This window comes from Roseivirga sp. 4D4 (genome assembly GCF_001747095.1).
In the GTDB taxonomy this organism is placed as follows: Bacteria; Bacteroidota; Bacteroidia; order Cytophagales; family Cyclobacteriaceae; genus Roseivirga.
This window is the reverse complement of the sequence record NZ_MDGP01000001.1, coordinates 1,252,307-1,270,601: the sequence shown is the minus strand read 5'-3', so window position 1 is coordinate 1,270,601 and position 18,295 is coordinate 1,252,307. Positions and strand designations below refer to the sequence as shown.

Below are 18,295 nucleotides of genomic sequence, written 5' to 3'. Positions count from 1 at the left end.
TGGCTTATTATATGTCTAAGTCACGGATTTTTATTTCAAATCAGCTGATGATTCCAAGTGGAGCCGTTTCACCCCATCCACCTCGGGTGAAGTCAGGAAACTCCTGAGGCATTCCATCTTGCAACACAGAGGCCTCACTCAATGGTGACACTGCACTCCAGAAGCAGCCTTCATACACGTTTTGATCCATTGGCCAGCCATTTCGAAGGCACTCTACAATACGATAGCGCATTATACCATCCATACCACCATGTCCACTACCTTTGGCTGACTCAGACAGTCTTTTGTACAATGGGTGATCATACTTATCATATAAGGCTTGTAAGTCTTTTCCCTGAGCCCATTGGTGATGACTGTCAGTAACTCCCTCAACACCACCTTCTAAAGCTACGCGGGTCGGAAAGCCTGCTAATGTGCCCTTAGTGCCTTGTACGAGGTTTAATCTAGAATAAGGTCTTGGGCTGGTCTCGTCCCATTGTACCATGATGGTACGACCAAGGTTTGTTTTAATGATCGAGGTATTGAGATCTCCACCTTGATAGTCTAACTGATTCCATTTATGATCAGCAGCGTAGTTCTTCTTGGCGTAGTCTTGTCTACCCAAGGCAGGTGTAGAGAAAGACACTAGTTTTTTGAAAGTATCATCCGTTCGGGCAATGTTCATGTATTGAGCCACCGGACCTAGTCCATGTGTAGGGTAGAGGTTTCCATTTCTTTTCGCGTAGTGGTGTGTTCTCCAAGAGCCGGTGCCACGTTCCTGCTCTTCCATTTGAAATCTAAGTTCATGGATATAGGATGCCTCTGCATGTAACAAATCACCCACGATTCCTTGACGACACATGTTCAGATACATCAACTCATCTCTTCCATAGTTGACATTCTCCATCATCATGCAGTGCTTCTTTGTTGTTTCAGAAGTATCTACAATTGCCCACATTTCCTCAATCGTCAGTGCGATAGGGACCTCTACAAAGGCGTGCGCTCCCTTTTTCATAGCCTCTATGGCCATTGGGGCATGATTACTCCAATTCGTGCTGATAAATACAGCATCAGGCTTCACCTCATCGAGCATCACCTTCCACTGGTTTTCATCTTGAGTATATAATGCAATGTTTTGATGTCTTTGTCCAGCGCCAATCTCTTGACAGGCAGTTTTTGATCGATTTGCCCAGTCCTCGTAGAGATCACTAATCGCCACTATCTCTGTGCCTTCCAGCATGGCTAAATTTCGAGCATGTCCGCTTCCTCGCGCTCCAACACCTATAAGTGCTATTCGCACAGTTTCTAGTTTCGGAGCACCGAACCCACCCATGTATTGTGCATTCGAGGCCCTTTCGGGAGCATCTTGAGCACAGCTGTCAAAGGCAGTAGCCGTAGCGATGGCTGCAGCCGTCAGTGATGTCTTCTTGAGGAATTTGCGTCTGTCGAGGTTTTTCATGGGCCTTGAAAAGATTAGGTCGACCTAATTTGCAAAATAATCCAAGAAAATCAGCACCCTATTCATTTAAAGGGCAACTAAGGTCATGTCAATCGTCCTACTAGAAGGTAAGGGGCCTGATTGACAATGGGTCTATCCGTTAGTTTTGAACAGCAGAAGTGGCTTACATATAAAGCAGATTTAAATTTGATGATTATTTGTTTTCATCACTTTCCAGATCATAGTTCTCAACGAAGTCCTTAAAGTTATGCATCCATTTTTCAGCAGGCTTTTTATACATATTTGGAAACAGGATAGCAAAGAACCTGGGCAAGAACCAATCTATTCTTGTGTACTCAACTTCCGTTTCATAGCGTGTTGAGTGATCGGTCAGCGGAATGAATTTACATATCATTGTATTGTCCATATGCTTGTGATGGTAGAAGGCTTTAAGAGATTCCGGCATGTTATTGGAAATGATGGTTTCAGTGAGTTCCATTTGTCGCTTACCATGTTTATAATAGAGTTTTGATACTGCTCCGTTTTTCCCTGCCTGTCCACTGATCAGTTCTTTTCTTTCAAAGCCCTCTTGGTATTTTGCCAAATATCTAGGGTCCATGAATAACTCTGCCACTACATGTGCGGGTTTTTCGATAATAATATTTCCATTGTGCTTCATTTTTGTAAAGGCTATTATCAATCAATGTTTATTTAATACAATCATCCATTGCGTACCAAATTGATCTTTGAGCATACCAAAGCCATCTTTCATTGGGAAGAGGGTCTTTCCATTTTGGCTTAGGTCTTTGAAAAGGGAATGACATTTGTCTATGTCATCGATTAGAATGTATAGTGATATACCTGAACCAGGGGTCATTGGGTGATTGGGTAAATCATCCGAAGCTTTAATTCTGAGATTACCAGATTGTAATTCAGAATTGAAAATTCTTCCACTCACTTCATTAGGTACATCTATGGGAGAATCATTGTAAGTAGTTTTCGTAACTATCGTTCCACCCAGACAAGTGGCGTAGAATTCCATGGCCTGTTCGCAAGTACCAGGAAAAGTCAAGTAAGGTATAAGTTGCATACTCAATTATTTGTTTTGAGCTACTATGATGAAAAAGTATCTGGTTTAGGAGGTTACATTACCAGCGTTTAACCGTTTTTAGTGTTAATTGGTCAGATGCTAATGTTTATGGTTCTTTCCTTAAATCAGCATAGAAGTCAGAGGGAGACTTGTTTGTGTGCTTTTTAAAGGACCGGTAAAAACTTACCTTGTTATTGAAACCGGATTCTAAGGCGATATCAATTAAGTGGGTTTTGTTCTTTATAGATTGTTGCATCAATGTTTTTGCCTCTTTTACCCGATAGGAGTTTATAAAGTCTTTGAAAGATGAATTGAATTTCTGGTTGATCAACTCAGAAACATATTTCTTTGGCAGGCCAATCGCTATAGAAAAATCGTCTAAGGTGAGGTTGCTATTGAGGAAATCTTTGTCAGTTTCAAGCTTATTAATAATTAATTTCTCATCCTCTAAACGCTGATTTAGATTTGCCAACATGGGAGGGGTAGATTGTGTGAAAATATCTGCACCCAGAAAAAAACTATATGCCATGGATTGAATGACAAAACTCATAATCAACATTGTTACAATGTTGAACATGGGAATCTCTAACTGTCCAGATGGTAGTAAGACAAAATATACCAGACTTATGGAAAGGAAAAGGCTATAAAGCCAAAGAACCTTTTTATACCAGTTCGCTGGTTTATTATTTTTAACATGCCGGGTATAATTGTTAATTCTTAACAGTGATACTACAACATAAGACCCGATATGACCATAAAAGAGCAGGAATAGGTAAAAGTTAAAGTCGTCATAACCTGGGACTGAGGCAATGAATTCTTTGACCATTTGAAGCTTGTAAGTTCCACTCTGAAAATACATTGGGATATTCAAGCCTAGCATGAGGACAAATGGCAGAAGGTGAAAAAGATGAGTTCTTTTGAACTTAAAATCACCATTAGTAATGAGCATTCCTGCGAAGAAAATAGCAGGAGCCTTAAGGAAGCTAAGGGGATAACTAATTCCAATGAAATGGGGAAGCGCTTCAATTAACCCTGTTTCGGCCAAAAGCCTCTCAAAGAGTGTAATCCCCTCAATACTGAGTAAAATCGCCAATATTCGCTTTACTCTGGCACCATTTACCTGAAACAAGAATATTGAGGAGATGAATAAAGCTTGAAGCGCACCGAAACCTATTAGAATGTTCGCAATCATAGAAAAAAAGATAGCTGCATGCTGTTAAATCAAAAGAACACTTAGGAAGGTCTTATGTGAAAAATTAAAGTCACTGTCACATCTAAATTAAGAAAATTGGATAATTGTCATTCTCATTGAACCTGATCAAAAAAAGTCCGACTTTTATGGCGTGGTTGGCTACCGAAAAAATGCTCATTAGAAAGCCCGTAAAATGAATCTCGATCTGCTAGAAGAATACTTATTAATAGCCTTAGACGATAGTAAAGGTCAATTTGTAATTGATTCAACCCACCTTCATTATGGCTTTGCCGGTGCTGTTCTGTTAGAACTGGCTTTGCGAGAGAAAGTCAGTATTTCAGGAGAGTATGTGAGAGTGAACGACAGTTCTGCAGTGACCGAGGTGGCTTTGAACAAAGCATTGGAATACATTGGAGAAAAGGCGAAGTCAAGCAAGGTCAAAGATGTCATCAATGGCTTGGCTAAACAAGCTAACGACCTTAAACAGGATGTTTTACAAAGGCTAATCAATAAAGGCATTCTTAAAAAAGAGGAGCATAAAATCCTGTGGCTTATCCCCAATAACAAATATCCGGCAAGTGATATGACACCGGAAAACAAAGTGCGAGAACGGATCAAAGCCGTTATGCTCTACGGTGCTAAGTCGGAACCTCGAGATATTATGTTGTTGAGTCTTATCGATGTTTCCGACCTTACGAAAGAGGCTTTCAGGGATAAGGAGGACTATAAAAAGGTCAAGAAGAAGATCAAAGAAGTCACCCAAGATGTAAAGATCAGTGGTGCGATCAACAAAAGCATTCGTGAAATTCAGGCAGCTATAATGATTACGATTATGGCTTCTGTTGTAGTGACCACTACCATTACTTCCAATTAATTATAGCAGGAATGAAACCAACAATCCTTTCGGGCGTATTAATACATTGTTTAACAATGCATTGAAATGCCATGCAGTCTTCACAATTACTTAAAGGAACTTTTCAGACCATTATTCTCTCTGTACTTGCTAAACAGGGGCGCATGTATGGCTATGAAATCACACAGAAAGTGAAAGTGCTCTCTGATGAAGAGATCGTAGTCACGGAGGGCTCACTTTATCCCATTCTTCATAAACTCGAAGAGCAAGGCTGGGTAAAGGCCGAAAAAGTCAACATTGGCAATCGGGTTAGGCGCTACTATTCGCTCACTGAATCAGGCACCGATCAAGTGCAGATCAAACTTAATGAGTTCGAACGATTCGTGTCCATTGTCAAAGGAGTACTCTATTCAAAGCCAGCTTTATGAAAGATGCTCAGGTAGATTGGATTAGGGAAGAACTTAAAAAGCGAGGTGTTTCCTATGGTCCTTTATTTGATGACCTTCTAGATCACGTGTGTACCGAGGTAGAGTATGGCATGGCAGAGGGATTGAGCTTCGGGGAAGCCTATGAAAAGGCCATTGTCGGAATAGAACCGCAGGGCTTGCATACCATTGAAGAACGAACTATAAGAACTTTAAACTTCACTACTTTGATCAGGCATTACTTACTCATCTCTCTGCGTAATCTTTGGCGAAATCGTTGGTATACCAGTACTAATTTATTAGGACTGACAGTGGGACTAACCGCTTGCATGCTCATATTTCTATTTATCCGTTATGAGAAGAGCTATGACCAGGCACACCCTGAAAAAGACCTTTGGAGGCTCTATACTATCAGGCATGAGGGCAATGGTGTAAGTACACGAACCGCTTTTAGTGGCGCACCCTGGGGACCAGCCTTGGTAGATGAAATTCCGGCTTTGAAATCTACCATAAGGTTTATGAAATACCGTCTGCCGGTGCGCATCAGCGATCCAGCCACAGATGAGTACTTCTCAGAACCAAATCTCATTTGGGCCGATCAATCTGCACTCCATCTCTTTGATCTACCTCTGATAATGGGTAACCAGGAAACAGCCTTGCGTAATCCTAGGAGTGTGGTGCTTAGTGAGAGTACCGCCATTAAGTTTTTTGGAACTCGTGATGCGATCGGCAAGGCAATTACCTACAATGATGAGTTTGACCTTCAGGTAACCGGGATCATGAAAGACATGCCTGAGAACGTGCATTTCAAAGCTGATCTAATCGGTTCTTTTAATACCATGGGTGATGCTTTCTGGGATATTGTAGACAACTGGGGGATCTTATACTACTATACCTACTTTGAATTAGAGGAGCAAGCCGACCCTTCGGTAGTATCTGAGGCTGCCAATGACTTCTTTGCACGATACATGGGCAAGGAATGGACCGATAACCGATCGGTAGGTCTTCAAAAAGTTACAGATATCCATTTAAAGTCAGATCTTGAAAATGAACTCAAGGCTAATTCGGACATCAATAGGCTTTACTTACTTGCAGCCATTGCCGGAGTGATCTTACTACTCGCTTGTGCCAATTTTATTAATCTGAATATGGCACGTTCGGTAAAAAGAACTCGCGAGGTAGGGGTCAGAAAGGTCATGGGTAGCCTGAGGTGGCACATTGTAGTTCAGTTTATTTCTGAAAGTTTTACACTGGTCTTCTTGGCCACATTACTTTCCGCCTTGTTGGTATTGACCGTGCTGCCATCTTTTAACCAACTGCTGGGTTTAAATCTGGATCCTATCACTATGACCGATCTGACTTTGGTTGGTTATATAGTCTCAGTCCTTGCGATGATTAGCTTTTTGGCGGGTTTTATCCCTGGTCTTTTGAGCTCGCGTTTGCAGACGGTCAATGCATTAAAAGGGAGTTTTTTAGGTCTGAAAGGTTCATTGTCCATTAACAATGGGCTACTTCTTTTCCAGTTTACTATCTGTACCGCATTGCTTATCGCGATCGGTACGATTAGGCTTCAGCAGCATTATATCACCGAAAAGGACTTGGGTTATGACCAGAGCCAATTGTTGATGGTTTCAACCAACGATATCAACCAAGAGCAGGTAGATTTGGTGAAGCAAACTTTAAAAGAAATTCCTGCGGTAGATCAGGTATCCTTTACTTCACATAAGCTTGTGGGGGATCAACCTTACTATGCGAGCTACGCTTTCAATGCACCCAACACGTTGGTAGATACACTGTTGTTAGGTCGGCTGCACATCGATCAGGACTTCCTGGAGACTTACAAGGTGGAATTATTGGCAGGGAGGGATTTTAATCCTCAATTGGTAACAGACACGGCTTCTTTTCTGGTAAATGAAACTACCGTACGTAAACTAGGGCTTAAGACCAATGAGGATGCTCTAGGTTATCGTATTGAGTACCTTACCCAGGGCGTCAATGGTCGTTATCCCAGAAATGGTCGAATCATTGGTGTAGTGGAAGATTTTCACTTCCAAACGCTGCACCATGACATTGAAGGATTTGTCATGGACATTCAGCCTGCACGTTATCACTTTTATGCTTGTCGTATCACTGGTAAGGATTATCAGCAAGCAGCTGCTTCTGTATCGACTGCGCTCGATAAACTGATGCCAAATACCAGGCCTGACTACTTTTGGCTCGATGAACATCAGGCAAGCCTTTACCAGGCGGAAAGTACTTTTTCGACCTTGATTACAGTTGCGGTGCTGATTTCAATTGTACTTGCCTTAATGGGTTTGCTTAGTCTCGTATTGCAATTAGTAGCTACTCGAAGGAGGGAAGTAGGGTTGAGAAAGGTATTAGGAGCAAGTATACTCAGCATTATACAGCTCTTTTCTAGGCGTTTTTTCGCGACCATGTGCTTAAGTTTTCTTATTGCATGGCCATTGGTATATCTCTGGATGAACAGCTGGCTAAAGCAGTTTCCTTATCGAATAGATATTCCCTGGGTTTATTATGGTTTAGCCCCGGCCACCTTACTGATCTTGGCCTTGATTACCATTGCAGGTAGTACGCTAAAGACTGCCATTACCAGTCCAACTCAAAGCTTGAGATATGATTAGGGCTTAAGTCAGATCATTTAAGACTTTTGAATTTCTCTCGAACTACTTCCTGGACAGGCCTGTTTTCAATCCTGCTTTTAAGGTAGGAGAGTATGTCAAGGTATAGGAAAGGTCTCCGCTCATAGAGGTTTTCATTGAGCAATTCAAGCCTGTCATAAAGCTTTATGAATTCTCCTTTCAACTCGTCAGGCTTAATTTTGCCAGTTTTTCTTAAGAATTGAATGATCTCTTTCTGCACTTCTTGCTGATCGTTCATTTTACCAATAAACTGGAAGGTAGACTTGATCTGATACTCTAAATGAAAATCCTGGCCGTCTTCAAAGTGCGCAATTAGGTTGAGTATTCTGGCAAAGCAGTGGATGTCTTCTCGCAGCTTAACATCTTTGAAATAGATGATTTGATTGAGGTAGAAAATAGCCTTGCGATAGTTAGCATTTCCGAAGTATAGAGAGGCAAATTTATAGTAGAACATGAGCACCCGTTCTGGGTCAATTTTCCCTTCATACAATTTGAGTTTTTCAAGTATCTCGGGAATCAGGTCAATGCCCTTTTCGAACTGACCTTCCATAAAATGCTTATTAATTTTTGATATATATAAAAACTTGAATATCAGTATTTCAGAGTTCAAATCTTTAACAATTTGTTGGTCTTTGCTCAGTAACTCCACTTCGTCAAGAACTCTGCAGAATTCAGAGTAGTATTGTAATTGAAAAAGTGCCGCCAACAAGTTCCTATAACCCTTAATAAATAGGACAGGTTGTTTCCTTGCCATGGCGCTGTCTACTTTAAATAATTCGACCCAGGCTTTGGCATGCTTATAAGCGTTAGGAAAGTTCTGAACGATCTTATTAAACCATACATGAGACTGATGGTAGTAGAGCTTCTCATAGAAACTCAGTTCCTCCATTTCTACTTTTGGAAGATTTAACTCAAAATATGATCGGACCTGCTCAAACTCTGTTTCGGTTCTAGCATAGCCGTTTTTGAGAAATAGGCCGTATAGGTTAAGTGAAAGATTAGAAAGGCGGTGTGCGCTTTTAATTTTTGCGGTGGTACTGTCTACCTCATGTGCCAGTTGTTCAGCCCTGTTTTCAATACTCCTGGTGATGTACTCGGACTCGATCAGCTTTTCAAACTCGAGCACTTCCAAAGCGATCGTAAAATGTTTCGTATCCTGGGCTAGCGTCTTAGTCTTGCCAAGCATTTTTAGCGCTTGTTTATAGAATCCTTTGTTGTAGAGCACTTTCGCATGATCCATGTTTTCTCTCAGCTGAATATCTATGTTTTGACCGATATGGTAGTGGCGTAAACTGGCTAAAATCTGCTTGTAGAGATGAGCTTTTTGGTTGGAAAACTGACTCTTTTTGATACTCGGGACTTTGGCTAAAATCTTTTTGTCATCGTAGGTTTTACTCCCTTCCATGGCATCGAAGAGTTTGATGAACTTGACATCCTCCGTATTGCCACTACGATTTACGAAGAGGCGAAAGTGTCTTTTTTCCGTCTGAGTGAGGGATTTTATAAGGTCAAAAAGAGCATCGCTTTTAGTATTTGCCATTGTAAATAGAAACTTATTAAGTATCTGATTTTTAGGTAATTAAAATTAGAAAGAGATCAATTTGAAATAGTAGATAAATAGACTTCTACTATGGCATCAAAATGTCACAGGTCTAAATTCAATTATTCTGTAAAAAGCGATTTATAGAAAGACTGAAGACTGATCAAATAAACGATGTCAAATCAAAAAATACAAATCTTCGACACAACTCTCCGGGATGGAGAGCAAGTGCCGGGTTGCAAACTCAATACCCACGAAAAGGTTGAAGTGGCCAAGCGCCTGGAGACCCTTGGTGTGGATGTCATTGAAGCGGGGTTTCCCATTTCAAGCCCGGGTGATTTTGAATCGGTAGATGCCATTGCCAGAGTTGTAAAGCATGCGACTGTGTGTGGCCTGAGCCGAGCTGTCGAAAAAGATATCATCACTGCAGCAGAGTCCCTCAAGAATGCGGTTCGCCCAAGAATTCATACAGGTATTGGTACTTCTGAATCTCACATTAGGTTTAAACTCAATTCAACTCCCCAAAAGATTGTCGAGCGAGCAGTAGCGGCTGTTTCATTGGCCAAAAAACATGTGGAGGACGTGGAGTTCTATGCGGAAGATGCTGGTAGAACTGAAAATGAGTTTCTAGCACATATTTGTGAAGAAGCGATTAAAGCAGGGGCCACGGTATTGAATATTCCAGATACAACCGGATACTGCCTACCAGGCGAGTACGGAGATAAGATTAAGTTTTTGAAAGAAAACGTGAAAGGCGTGCATAATGTCACACTCTCCACACACTGCCACAATGATTTGGGAATGGCTACGGCCAACTCCATTTCGGGTGTAATGAATGGCGCTACGCAGATAGAATGCACGATTAATGGCATCGGTGAGCGTGCAGGAAATACCGCCTTAGAAGAGGTGGTTATGGTGCTGAAACAGCATCCTTATTTGAATATGACCACGGGAGTTGATACCAAACAGCTCAATGAGTTATCGAGGTATGTATCTGAAACCATGCGTGTGCCAGTACAACCCAACAAGGCGATTGTTGGAGCCAACGCTTTCGCTCATTCATCAGGGATTCATCAAGATGGAGTGATCAAGAAAAGAGAGACTTATGAAATTATCGACCCTAAGGAAGTAGGAGTTGATCATTCATCCATAGTCCTGACAGCGAGAAGTGGTAGAGCTGCTTTGGCTTATCGTATGAAGAATATCGGTTACGAGCTGACGCGGGACGAACTTGATGTGGTTTACAAAAGCTTCTTAGAGGTAGCTGACGCTAAAAAGGAAGTGATGGATGAAGATTTGCATGAGGTTGCCTCACTAAGACATAAAGTGGCCGTTTAAAATGGGAAAGACATTATTCGATAAGGTGTGGGATGCCCATGTGGTGAAAAGCCTTGAAGGAGACATAGATGTACTCTATATCGATCGTCATCTAATTCATGAAGTAACGAGCCCGCAAGCCTTCTCAGAGCTGGAAAAGCGAGGGCTGTCGCTCTTCAGAAAGGAAAAAATGGTGGCAACACCAGACCACAATATTCCAACCAAAGATCAGCACCTGCCAATCAAAGAGGCCCTTTCGAAGCATCAAGTAGATACGCTTCTGGCCAATTGTGCAAAGCATGAGGTTGAGCTGTATGGGTTAGGACATCCTTTTCAGGGTATTGTCCATGTAATTGGGCCTGAGTTGGGCATAACATTGCCAGGTAGAACAATGGTTTGTGGTGATAGCCATACATCCACCCATGGTGCTTTTGGAGCTATTGCCTTCGGTATAGGTACTAGTCAGGTGGCTCAGGTGATGGCCAGCCAGTGCTTGTTGCAAAGTAGGCCTAAGACCATGCGAATCACCGTGAACGGTGAATTGAAAAAGGGTGTTCTGGCCAAGGATATCATCTTGTACATCATCTCAAAGCTTACAGCGGCCGGAGGAACAGGATACTTCATAGAATACGCAGGCTCCACCATTGAGGCACTTTCCATGGAAGCCCGGATGACCATTTGCAATATGAGCATTGAGATGGGTGCCAGAGGTGGAATGATAGCCCCAGATCAAGCAACTTTCGATTATATCAAAGGGAGAGAGTTCGCTCCCCAAGGAGATGACTATGAGAAAGCGGTTGCCTACTGGAAAACGTTGAAAAGCGATTCGGATGCCAGCTTTGATAAGGAATATGCATTCTATGCTACTGATATTGAACCTATGATCACTTACGGTACCAATCCGGGCATGGGGATCAAAATCACAAACCAGGTTCCTATGGCAATCGGTGATGGAAGCCAGGATAGCTTTAATAAGTCATTGGATTACATGGGCTTCAAACCCGGTGAGTCTTTACTCGGTAAGCCGATTAATCATGTATTTATAGGAAGTTGTACCAATTCAAGGATCGAAGACTTGAGGGTTGTCGCTGACTATGTAAAAGGTAAAAAGAAAGCTGATAATGTGACGGCTATGATCGTACCTGGATCGAAGCAAGTGGAACAACAAGCCATTGCTGAAGGACTTCATGAAGTATTGTCGTCAGCGGGCTTTGAATTACGAGAACCGGGTTGCTCTGCTTGTCTGGGTATGAATGAAGACAAGGTGCCGGCCGGAGAGTACTGTGTTTCAACCTCAAATAGAAACTTTGAGGGAAGACAAGGACCAGGGGCTAGAACATTACTGGCAAGTCCCCTTGTGGCAGCCGTTACGGCCATTGAAGGCAAAATTGTAGACATAACTAAACACCTTAACTAGCATGGACAAATTTCAGAAAGTGATATCTACTGGTGTTCCATTGTCAATTGAAGACATTGATACGGACCAGATTATTCCAGCGAGATTTCTAAAGGCAACTTCCAGAGAGGGTTTTGGTGATAACTTATTTCGTGATTGGCGCTATGAGCAAGACGGAAGTCCAAAAGCCGATTTCGTGCTAAACGATCGGACTTACGGTGGAAAAGTATTAGTTGCTGGAAAGAATTTTGGTTGTGGATCTTCGCGCGAGCACGCGGCTTGGTCTATACACGACTATGGCTTCAAAGTGGTCGTATCAAGCTTCTTCGCAGATATTTTTAAGGGCAATGCCCTAAACAATGGACTCCTTCCTGTGCAGGTAAGTGATTCCTTTTTACAAGGCCTGTTGGATGCAATTACTACCGATCCTTCAACCGAAATTGAGGTCGACTTGGTAAGTCAAGTGATAAGCTATGATGATCAGAAGGAGTCTTTTGAGGTAAATGCGTATAAAAAGGAGTGCCTCATTAATGGATATGATGACATAGATTATCTCATCAACTTAAAATCAGAAATTGAAGCCTATGAAGCTTCTTCAAGCGTAATATAATGGGAGTTAGGAAGAACATTGGAATGCTACCCGGAGATGGCATTGGCCCTGAGGTAGTAATGGAAGCTAGGAAAGTGCTGGACGCAATAGCTGAGCGACACGGACATACTTTTGTGTATGAATATGGAGATGTTGGTGCTATAGCCATTGATAAGGCAGGCGAGCCCTTACCGGATGAAACACTGAGAACATGCGAGCAGTCGGATGCTTTTCTCTTCGGAGCCATTGGCGACCCAAAATATGACAATGATCCTTCGGCAAAAGTGCGTCCTGAACAAGGTTTACTGAAGCTAAGAAAGAGTTTGGGGCTTTTTGCCAACATTCGACCGGTGACGGCATATGATAGCCTTATCCATATGTCTCCACTCAAGACTGAGAAGATCTTAGGCGTAGACATGGTGGTCTATCGTGAGTTGACTGGGGGTATCTACTTTGGAGAAAAGGGGAGAACCGAGGATGGCGCTTTTGATCACTGTACCTATTCCAACTATGAAATTGACAGGATAGCCCACTTGGCGTTTCAGGCAGCTGAACATCGATCGAAGCGGGTCACTTTGGTAGATAAAGCCAACGTCCTGGAGACCTCGAGACTTTGGCGTGAGCGTGTTACCGAAATAGCTAAAGAATACCCTGCTATAGAACTGGACTGCATGTTTGTGGATAATGCAGCCATGCAGATGATTCAAAACCCCAAGCATTTTGACGTTATACTTACGGAGAACATGTTTGGTGATATCATTTCTGACGAAGCAAGTGTTATTGGTGGGTCTTTAGGCTTATTGCCCTCGGCTTCGGTGGGCGAAAAGACAGCCATGTTCGAACCTATTCATGGATCATACCCTCAGGCCGCTGGAAAGAACATTGCAAACCCTTTAGCCACGATTCTATCAGCGGCAATGATGTTGGATCATTTAGGTTTGGTCAATGAGGCTATCGAGATTAGACAGGCAGTGAATGCTTCTTTGAGAAACGGAATGGTCACAGAAGACCTCGCAAAAAGTGAGGGTTACGGTACCGATCGAGTCGGAGACTTTATTGCCAATTGCATTGCCGAAGGCGAGGAGTCCTGTGCTCAGGATAATATAAAATTAGGATTGAGTACGATCATCTAGTACTTGAAATTCAGGTTTGTTGATTTTAAAGCCCCGATTAGTCGGGGCTTTTTCTTTTAACTTTCCTAGTGATTTACCGTTTTGACAACCACTATGAAAAAGATTTTTGTCTTCGCATTCCTTGTAATAGGCTTTTATGCCAATGCACAATCCAAGGAGTATACAACCCAAAAAGAGAAAAAGCTCTCTGTTAAATCTCCTTTTGAAAAGATTTGGGATGGTGAGCTACCGGCCGAAATAGTCTATAAGGACAATGAAATCATTGCCTTTGTGCCCTTGAGAAGACAAACTCCTGTTCATTACCTCATTGTTCCCAAAAAGCGAATTCCCACCATTAGCGATCTTAAGGACGAGGATTTGCACTTAATCGGAAAGATGTACAAGGTGGCTAGAGACCTAGCCAAGAAGTATGGTATTGCAGACACGGGTTATAGACTTTCAATGAATACCAATGAAGATGCAGGACAATCTGTTTTTCATATTCACTTGCACTTGCTAGGAGGAATGAAAACAGGGCCAATGGTAGATCAGACCTTTATTGACCCTCGATCAAAAAAAGACGATAAATGAGGGCTCTGAATTTTCAAGACTTTTTAATTTTGATACCTCAATAAGAACCAAAGATTATAATGGGAAGAGCATTTGAATTTCGTAAAGGTAGAAAGATGAAACGTTGGGGTATGATGTCTCGCGTTTTTCCAAAACTTGGTAAGGCCATTACTATGGCTGCGAAAGAAGGTGGTCCTGATCCCGATATGAATGCAGCATTGCGTACGGCTATTCAAAATGCCAAGGCGCAGAACATGCCAAAGGACAACATCGATGGAGCCATTAAAAGAGCTACCAGCAAGGATGTTGAGGCATACGTAGAAATGAACTACGAGGGCAAAGGACCTCACGGTGTTTTGGTTTTTGTTGAGTGTGCTACAGATAACCAAAACAGGACAGTTGCCAACGTAAGATCCTATTTCAATAAAGTAGATGGGGCACTGGTGCCAACTGGTTCATTGGAATACATGTTTAATCGCAAGGCAGTCTTTGAATTTGAGAAAAAGGACGAAATGGATCTCGAAGAACTTGAATTCGAGTTGATAGATGCTGGCCTCGAGGAGATAGAAGAGCAGATAGAAGAGAATCAGGATGGAGAGGAAGTTACTTCTGTTTATGTCTATGGAGATTATACCAATTTTGGCTCACTGCAATCTGCATTAGAAGGCTTGTCTATTGATGTAAAGAGTGCCAACCTCAAAAGATTCCCAACTACTCCGGTCGAGTTTTCAGACGAGCAATTAGAAGAAATCGAAAAACTTCTTGATAAACTCGAAGATGACGATGACGTACAAGCAGTCTATTCTAATATAGCCTAAAACGCTAATTTCAAGTTTTTAAGCCCCTTTTTGATAGGTTCAGAAAGGGGCTTTTTTCATGCTCACACATTTTTGGCATCATTTTGGAAATGTACATAGCAACATCAACCAAAAGGAGGTCAAAATGAAAAAAGGTTTACTCATAGTATCTGTACTAGCACTATTGTCGAGTTGTGATATCACGCTCGTTGAGGTGCCATATGATGACAGAGATAACTATCTCGGTCGTTTTGAAACAGAAGAATACAGTGAAACTTACGATCAGCTGACTTATTACAATACGCGCATCGTAAGAGATTCGGATGACTTCAGTAATGTCATCTATATCAGAAACTTCTACGCTGTGGATATCGAAGTATTTGCCGAGGTAAGGGGAGATAGACTCACGATTCCTAGACAAATAATCGGTGGGTATGTAGTAGAAGGCACTGGAAGAAATGAATTCGGAGATTTGTATTTAACCTACTCTGTGGACGATACATTCTCACCTAATAAGCCAACAGATTTTTGTAATGCTGTGCTTGTCAGAAGATAAAAAATTGTTGTTTTGAGTTTTGATCCGGAGGTCGCTAGGAGTAGCGGCCTCTTTCATTATATACCGTTTACAAAAGTGTCTATATGTAGGTACTCACAACTTCCTATATTCGCATCCGTAGACAAATCCATTAGTTCAACGAGCCTTATGAAACTACAATTCAAGATTCTTCTCTTAATCTCACTATTCACGTTCGGCAATTTCGCATCAGCACAAGCACCCAAAAAGCTTAATGCGGCAGAAATAAAACAAGCTTTAAATAAACTAGAGGTGTTAGGATCTGTACTCTATGTGGCAGCACATCCAGACGATGAGAATACCCGACTGATTGGCTATATGTCACTGGAAAGAAAACTCCGCACGGGCTATTTGGCTATGACAAGAGGAGATGGTGGACAGAATTTGATTGGTACAGAAATAAGAGAATACTTGGGTATTATAAGAACCCAAGAGCTTCTAGCGGCTCGTAGAAAGGACGGCAGCGAGCAATTTTTTACAAGGACCAATGATTTCGGATTTTCGAAAGATCCTGACGAAACTTTTAATACCTGGGATCGGGATGATGCCCTTGCGGATGTAGTTTGGAATGTCAGAAAGTTCAGGCCTGATGTGATGATCGCAAGATTTGATACAACGAGAGGAAGACCTGGAATGCATGGTCATCATACCGCGTCTGCATTGCTTGCTATGGAGGCCTTCGAAATAGCAAATGATCCAACCAAGTACCCAGAACAACTGAAATATGTAAAGCCTTGGCAACCCAAAGGACTTTACTGGAACACCTATAACTTCGGTAGAGGTGGTGCCAATCACGAAGGTCAAGACGGTTATTATACCGTTGACTTGGGAGAGTATAATGCATTATTAGGCAAGTCTTATGGTGAGATTGCCGCACTGAGTAGCAGTGAGCATAAGTCTCAAGGCTTTGGGAGGATGGGTTCTCGAGGTCAGAACAAGGAATTTTTGATGAGCTGGAAAGGCGCTCTACCGAAGGGGGATGTCTTTGCCGATATCGATCAAACTTGGAATAGAGTCAAAGGAGGAGAAAAGGTGTCTGCGTTGATCTCAAAGGCCAACAAAGACTATGACCTGGAAAATCCTTCGGCTATTGTTCCAACGTTATTACAAGCTAGAGAGGCCCTGCTTAGCCTCGAAGATGAGTATTGGAAGAACGTAAAATTGAAAGAGCTAGATGTAGTTATCAAGTCGGCCATGGGGCTTTATCTTGAAGTCGCGGCTAGAACTTACAGTGCTGTACCCGGAGAATTAGTACCCATTTATTTCGAAGCCATTAACCGTTCTAATCTATCTACAAGACTCAAGTCAATCAGGTTGCCGTCTGTAAGTAAGCGCATAGCTGTTGGCAAAACGCTAAAGAATAATGTGAGATTGATCCAGAATGATTCTATCAAGATTCTTGATGATATGGCTTACTCTCAACCTTACTGGTTGGCGCAAGAGGCTTCTTTAGGAATGTACCGAGTAGATGATCAAGAAATGATCGGACTCGCAGAGAACCCAGGGGCTATTACCGCCACCTTCGAATTAGAAATTGACGGAAAGCCTTATGAGTACACCACCGATATTATTCATAAGAGAAGCGATCGTGTTAAGGGAGAGGTGTATAGACCATTTGCAATCACTCCCCCTGTAATGGCGGAGATTAAGGAAAGTGTATTGATCTTCCCTGATAATGAGCCAAAGACCATCAATGTGGTAGTGAAGGCTGGTAGATCTAACGTCAACGGTGTTGTAAGCCTTGACTTACCTTCAGGTTGGAAGTCCAACCCGGCATCGGTCGACTATGACCTAAAGCAAAAGAATGAAGAGCTATCTGTGGCTTTCAGTGTTTTACCTCCAACAAACCCAGAGGAGGCATATATTGGTGTAAGTGCTTCATATAATGGAAAGACCTATGACAGAGGTTTGAAAACGATCGAATACGATCATATCCCGGTTCAGACCATTTTTCCTAAGAGCAATACGAAAGTGGCTAGGGTAGATATTAATAGAACTAGTCAGTATATCGGATATATCATGGGCTCTGGAGATGCAATTCCAGAAAGTTTGGAACAGGTCGGTTATACCGTCACCATTCTTGACCCTAACAACATTACTGCCGAAAGCCTAGAGGCCTTTGAAACAGTTATTGTAGGTGTAAGAGCATACAATACAATAGAGCGAATGAGCGTGGTCCAACCTCGTTTAATGGAGTATGTCAAAGGCGGAGGTACAGTAATTACTCAGTACAATACTTCAATGAGAAATCAACGAGAAATAGGCCCATATCCATTTCGCATTTCACGAGATCGCGTGACCGTTGAAGAAGCTAACGTAACGATTCTGGCACCAGATCATCCAATTATTAATGGTCCAAATAAGATCACAGAGAAGGATTTTGAAGGTTGGGTACAGGAGAGAGGGCTTTATTTTCCAAATCAATGGGATGCAAAATATACACCAATTCTCTCGAGTAACGACCCTGGTGAAACACCGAAGAACGGAGGGCTTTTGGTAGCTGAATACGGTGAAGGATACTTCGTCTATACAGGTTATTCATGGTTTCGTGAGTTGCCGGCAGGGGTGTCGGGTGCATTCAGAATATTCACTAATATGATTTCACTAGGTCAGGAAAAGCCAAAAAACACTACCTTGAACTCAGTGGAAAACAATAAGAAATGACCGAAAAGATAGAAGAGGCGAATCAAGATAAGCCTCCATTTTTTAATTCCTGGTCTAAAATGTACTGGCTTGTAATGACAGTTTTAGGCATTTTAATCC

Annotated in this window: 16 protein-coding genes; 11 read left to right on the top strand and 5 right to left on the bottom strand. The window is 42.1% G+C overall.

Annotated elements, in window-relative coordinates; translation table 11 throughout:
- Window positions 1–40: 40 nt before the first annotated feature.
- The 4 genes from BFP97_RS05420 to BFP97_RS05405 all read right to left on the bottom strand — a co-directional run bounded on the left by BFP97_RS05420 (window position 41) and on the right by BFP97_RS05405 (window position 3,699).
- A complete protein-coding gene (locus BFP97_RS05420) occupies window positions 41–1,438 on the bottom strand; it encodes a Gfo/Idh/MocA family protein (protein WP_069841437.1) in 1,398 nt (465 codons plus the stop codon).
- A 193-nt stretch (window positions 1,439–1,631) separates the two neighbouring features.
- Window positions 1,632–2,096, bottom strand: a complete 465-nt coding sequence (locus BFP97_RS05415) for an SRPBCC family protein (protein WP_069841436.1) — start codon at window positions 2,094–2,096, stop codon at window positions 1,632–1,634.
- A gap of 21 nt (window positions 2,097–2,117) precedes the next feature.
- Window positions 2,118–2,507 (bottom strand): VOC family protein, encoded by a 390-nt coding sequence (locus tag BFP97_RS05410; protein WP_069841435.1) that lies wholly within the window; start codon window positions 2,505–2,507, stop codon window positions 2,118–2,120.
- Between the two features lie 106 nt (window positions 2,508–2,613).
- A complete protein-coding gene (locus BFP97_RS05405; RefSeq protein WP_069841434.1) occupies window positions 2,614–3,699 on the bottom strand; it encodes a helix-turn-helix domain-containing protein in 1,086 nt (361 codons plus the stop codon).
- Window positions 3,700–3,892: 193 nt separating this feature from the next.
- Here BFP97_RS05405 and BFP97_RS05400 point away from each other — a divergent pair, with 193 nt between their 5' ends.
- The 3 genes from BFP97_RS05400 (at window position 3,893) to BFP97_RS05390 (ending at window position 7,619) form a co-directional block, all read left to right on the top strand.
- Window positions 3,893–4,573, top strand: coding sequence for a GOLPH3/VPS74 family protein (locus BFP97_RS05400; protein ID WP_069841433.1), 681 nt, complete (start codon window positions 3,893–3,895; stop codon window positions 4,571–4,573).
- Between the two features lie 71 nt (window positions 4,574–4,644).
- A complete protein-coding gene (locus BFP97_RS05395; protein WP_069841432.1) occupies window positions 4,645–4,980 on the top strand; it encodes a PadR family transcriptional regulator in 336 nt (111 codons plus the stop codon).
- Entirely contained in the window at window positions 4,977–7,619 is a 2,643-nt protein-coding gene (locus BFP97_RS05390) for an ABC transporter permease (protein ID WP_069841431.1), read from the top strand. Before BFP97_RS05395 ends, BFP97_RS05390 begins: the two co-directional genes overlap by 4 nt.
- Window positions 7,620–7,632: 13 nt before the next feature.
- Here BFP97_RS05390 and BFP97_RS05385 read toward each other — a convergent pair whose 3' ends face one another.
- Window positions 7,633–9,177: a hypothetical protein gene (locus BFP97_RS05385; protein WP_069841430.1), complete on the bottom strand. Its 1,545-nt coding sequence runs from the start codon at window positions 9,175–9,177 to the stop codon at window positions 7,633–7,635.
- 174 nt (window positions 9,178–9,351) lie between these two features.
- Between BFP97_RS05385 and BFP97_RS05380 the strand changes: the two genes are divergently transcribed.
- The 8 genes from BFP97_RS05380 to BFP97_RS05345 all read left to right on the top strand — a co-directional run bounded on the left by BFP97_RS05380 (window position 9,352) and on the right by BFP97_RS05345 (window position 18,196).
- Window positions 9,352–10,515 carry a 2-isopropylmalate synthase gene (locus BFP97_RS05380; RefSeq protein WP_069841429.1) on the top strand — a complete coding sequence of 388 codons (1,164 nt, stop codon included), beginning with the start codon at window positions 9,352–9,354 and terminating at the stop codon, window positions 10,513–10,515.
- A gap of 1 nt (window position 10,516) precedes the next feature.
- Window positions 10,517–11,911 (top strand): 3-isopropylmalate dehydratase large subunit, encoded by a 1,395-nt coding sequence (leuC, locus tag BFP97_RS05375; protein WP_069841428.1) that lies wholly within the window; start codon window positions 10,517–10,519, stop codon window positions 11,909–11,911.
- Between the two features lies 1 nt (window position 11,912).
- Window positions 11,913–12,500 carry a 3-isopropylmalate dehydratase small subunit gene (leuD, locus tag BFP97_RS05370; protein ID WP_069841427.1) on the top strand — a complete coding sequence of 196 codons (588 nt, stop codon included), beginning with the start codon at window positions 11,913–11,915 and terminating at the stop codon, window positions 12,498–12,500.
- Window positions 12,500–13,612, top strand: a complete 1,113-nt coding sequence (leuB, locus tag BFP97_RS05365; protein ID WP_069841426.1) for a 3-isopropylmalate dehydrogenase — start codon at window positions 12,500–12,502, stop codon at window positions 13,610–13,612. The genes leuD and leuB overlap by 1 nt, the downstream gene beginning before the upstream one ends.
- 93 nt (window positions 13,613–13,705) lie before the next feature.
- On the top strand, window positions 13,706–14,182 hold the full coding sequence (locus tag BFP97_RS05360; RefSeq protein ID WP_083262443.1) for a histidine triad nucleotide-binding protein: 477 nt from the start codon (window positions 13,706–13,708) through the stop codon (window positions 14,180–14,182).
- Between the two features lie 59 nt (window positions 14,183–14,241).
- Window positions 14,242–14,979: a YebC/PmpR family DNA-binding transcriptional regulator gene (locus BFP97_RS05355; RefSeq protein WP_069841425.1), complete on the top strand. Its 738-nt coding sequence runs from the start codon at window positions 14,242–14,244 to the stop codon at window positions 14,977–14,979.
- Between the two features lie 124 nt (window positions 14,980–15,103).
- Window positions 15,104–15,514 (top strand): hypothetical protein, encoded by a 411-nt coding sequence (locus tag BFP97_RS05350; RefSeq protein ID WP_139135197.1) that lies wholly within the window; start codon window positions 15,104–15,106, stop codon window positions 15,512–15,514.
- Window positions 15,515–15,661: 147 nt separating this feature from the next.
- Window positions 15,662–18,196 (top strand): PIG-L family deacetylase, encoded by a 2,535-nt coding sequence (locus tag BFP97_RS05345; RefSeq protein ID WP_069841423.1) that lies wholly within the window; start codon window positions 15,662–15,664, stop codon window positions 18,194–18,196.
- Window positions 18,197–18,295 lie beyond the last annotated feature (99 nt).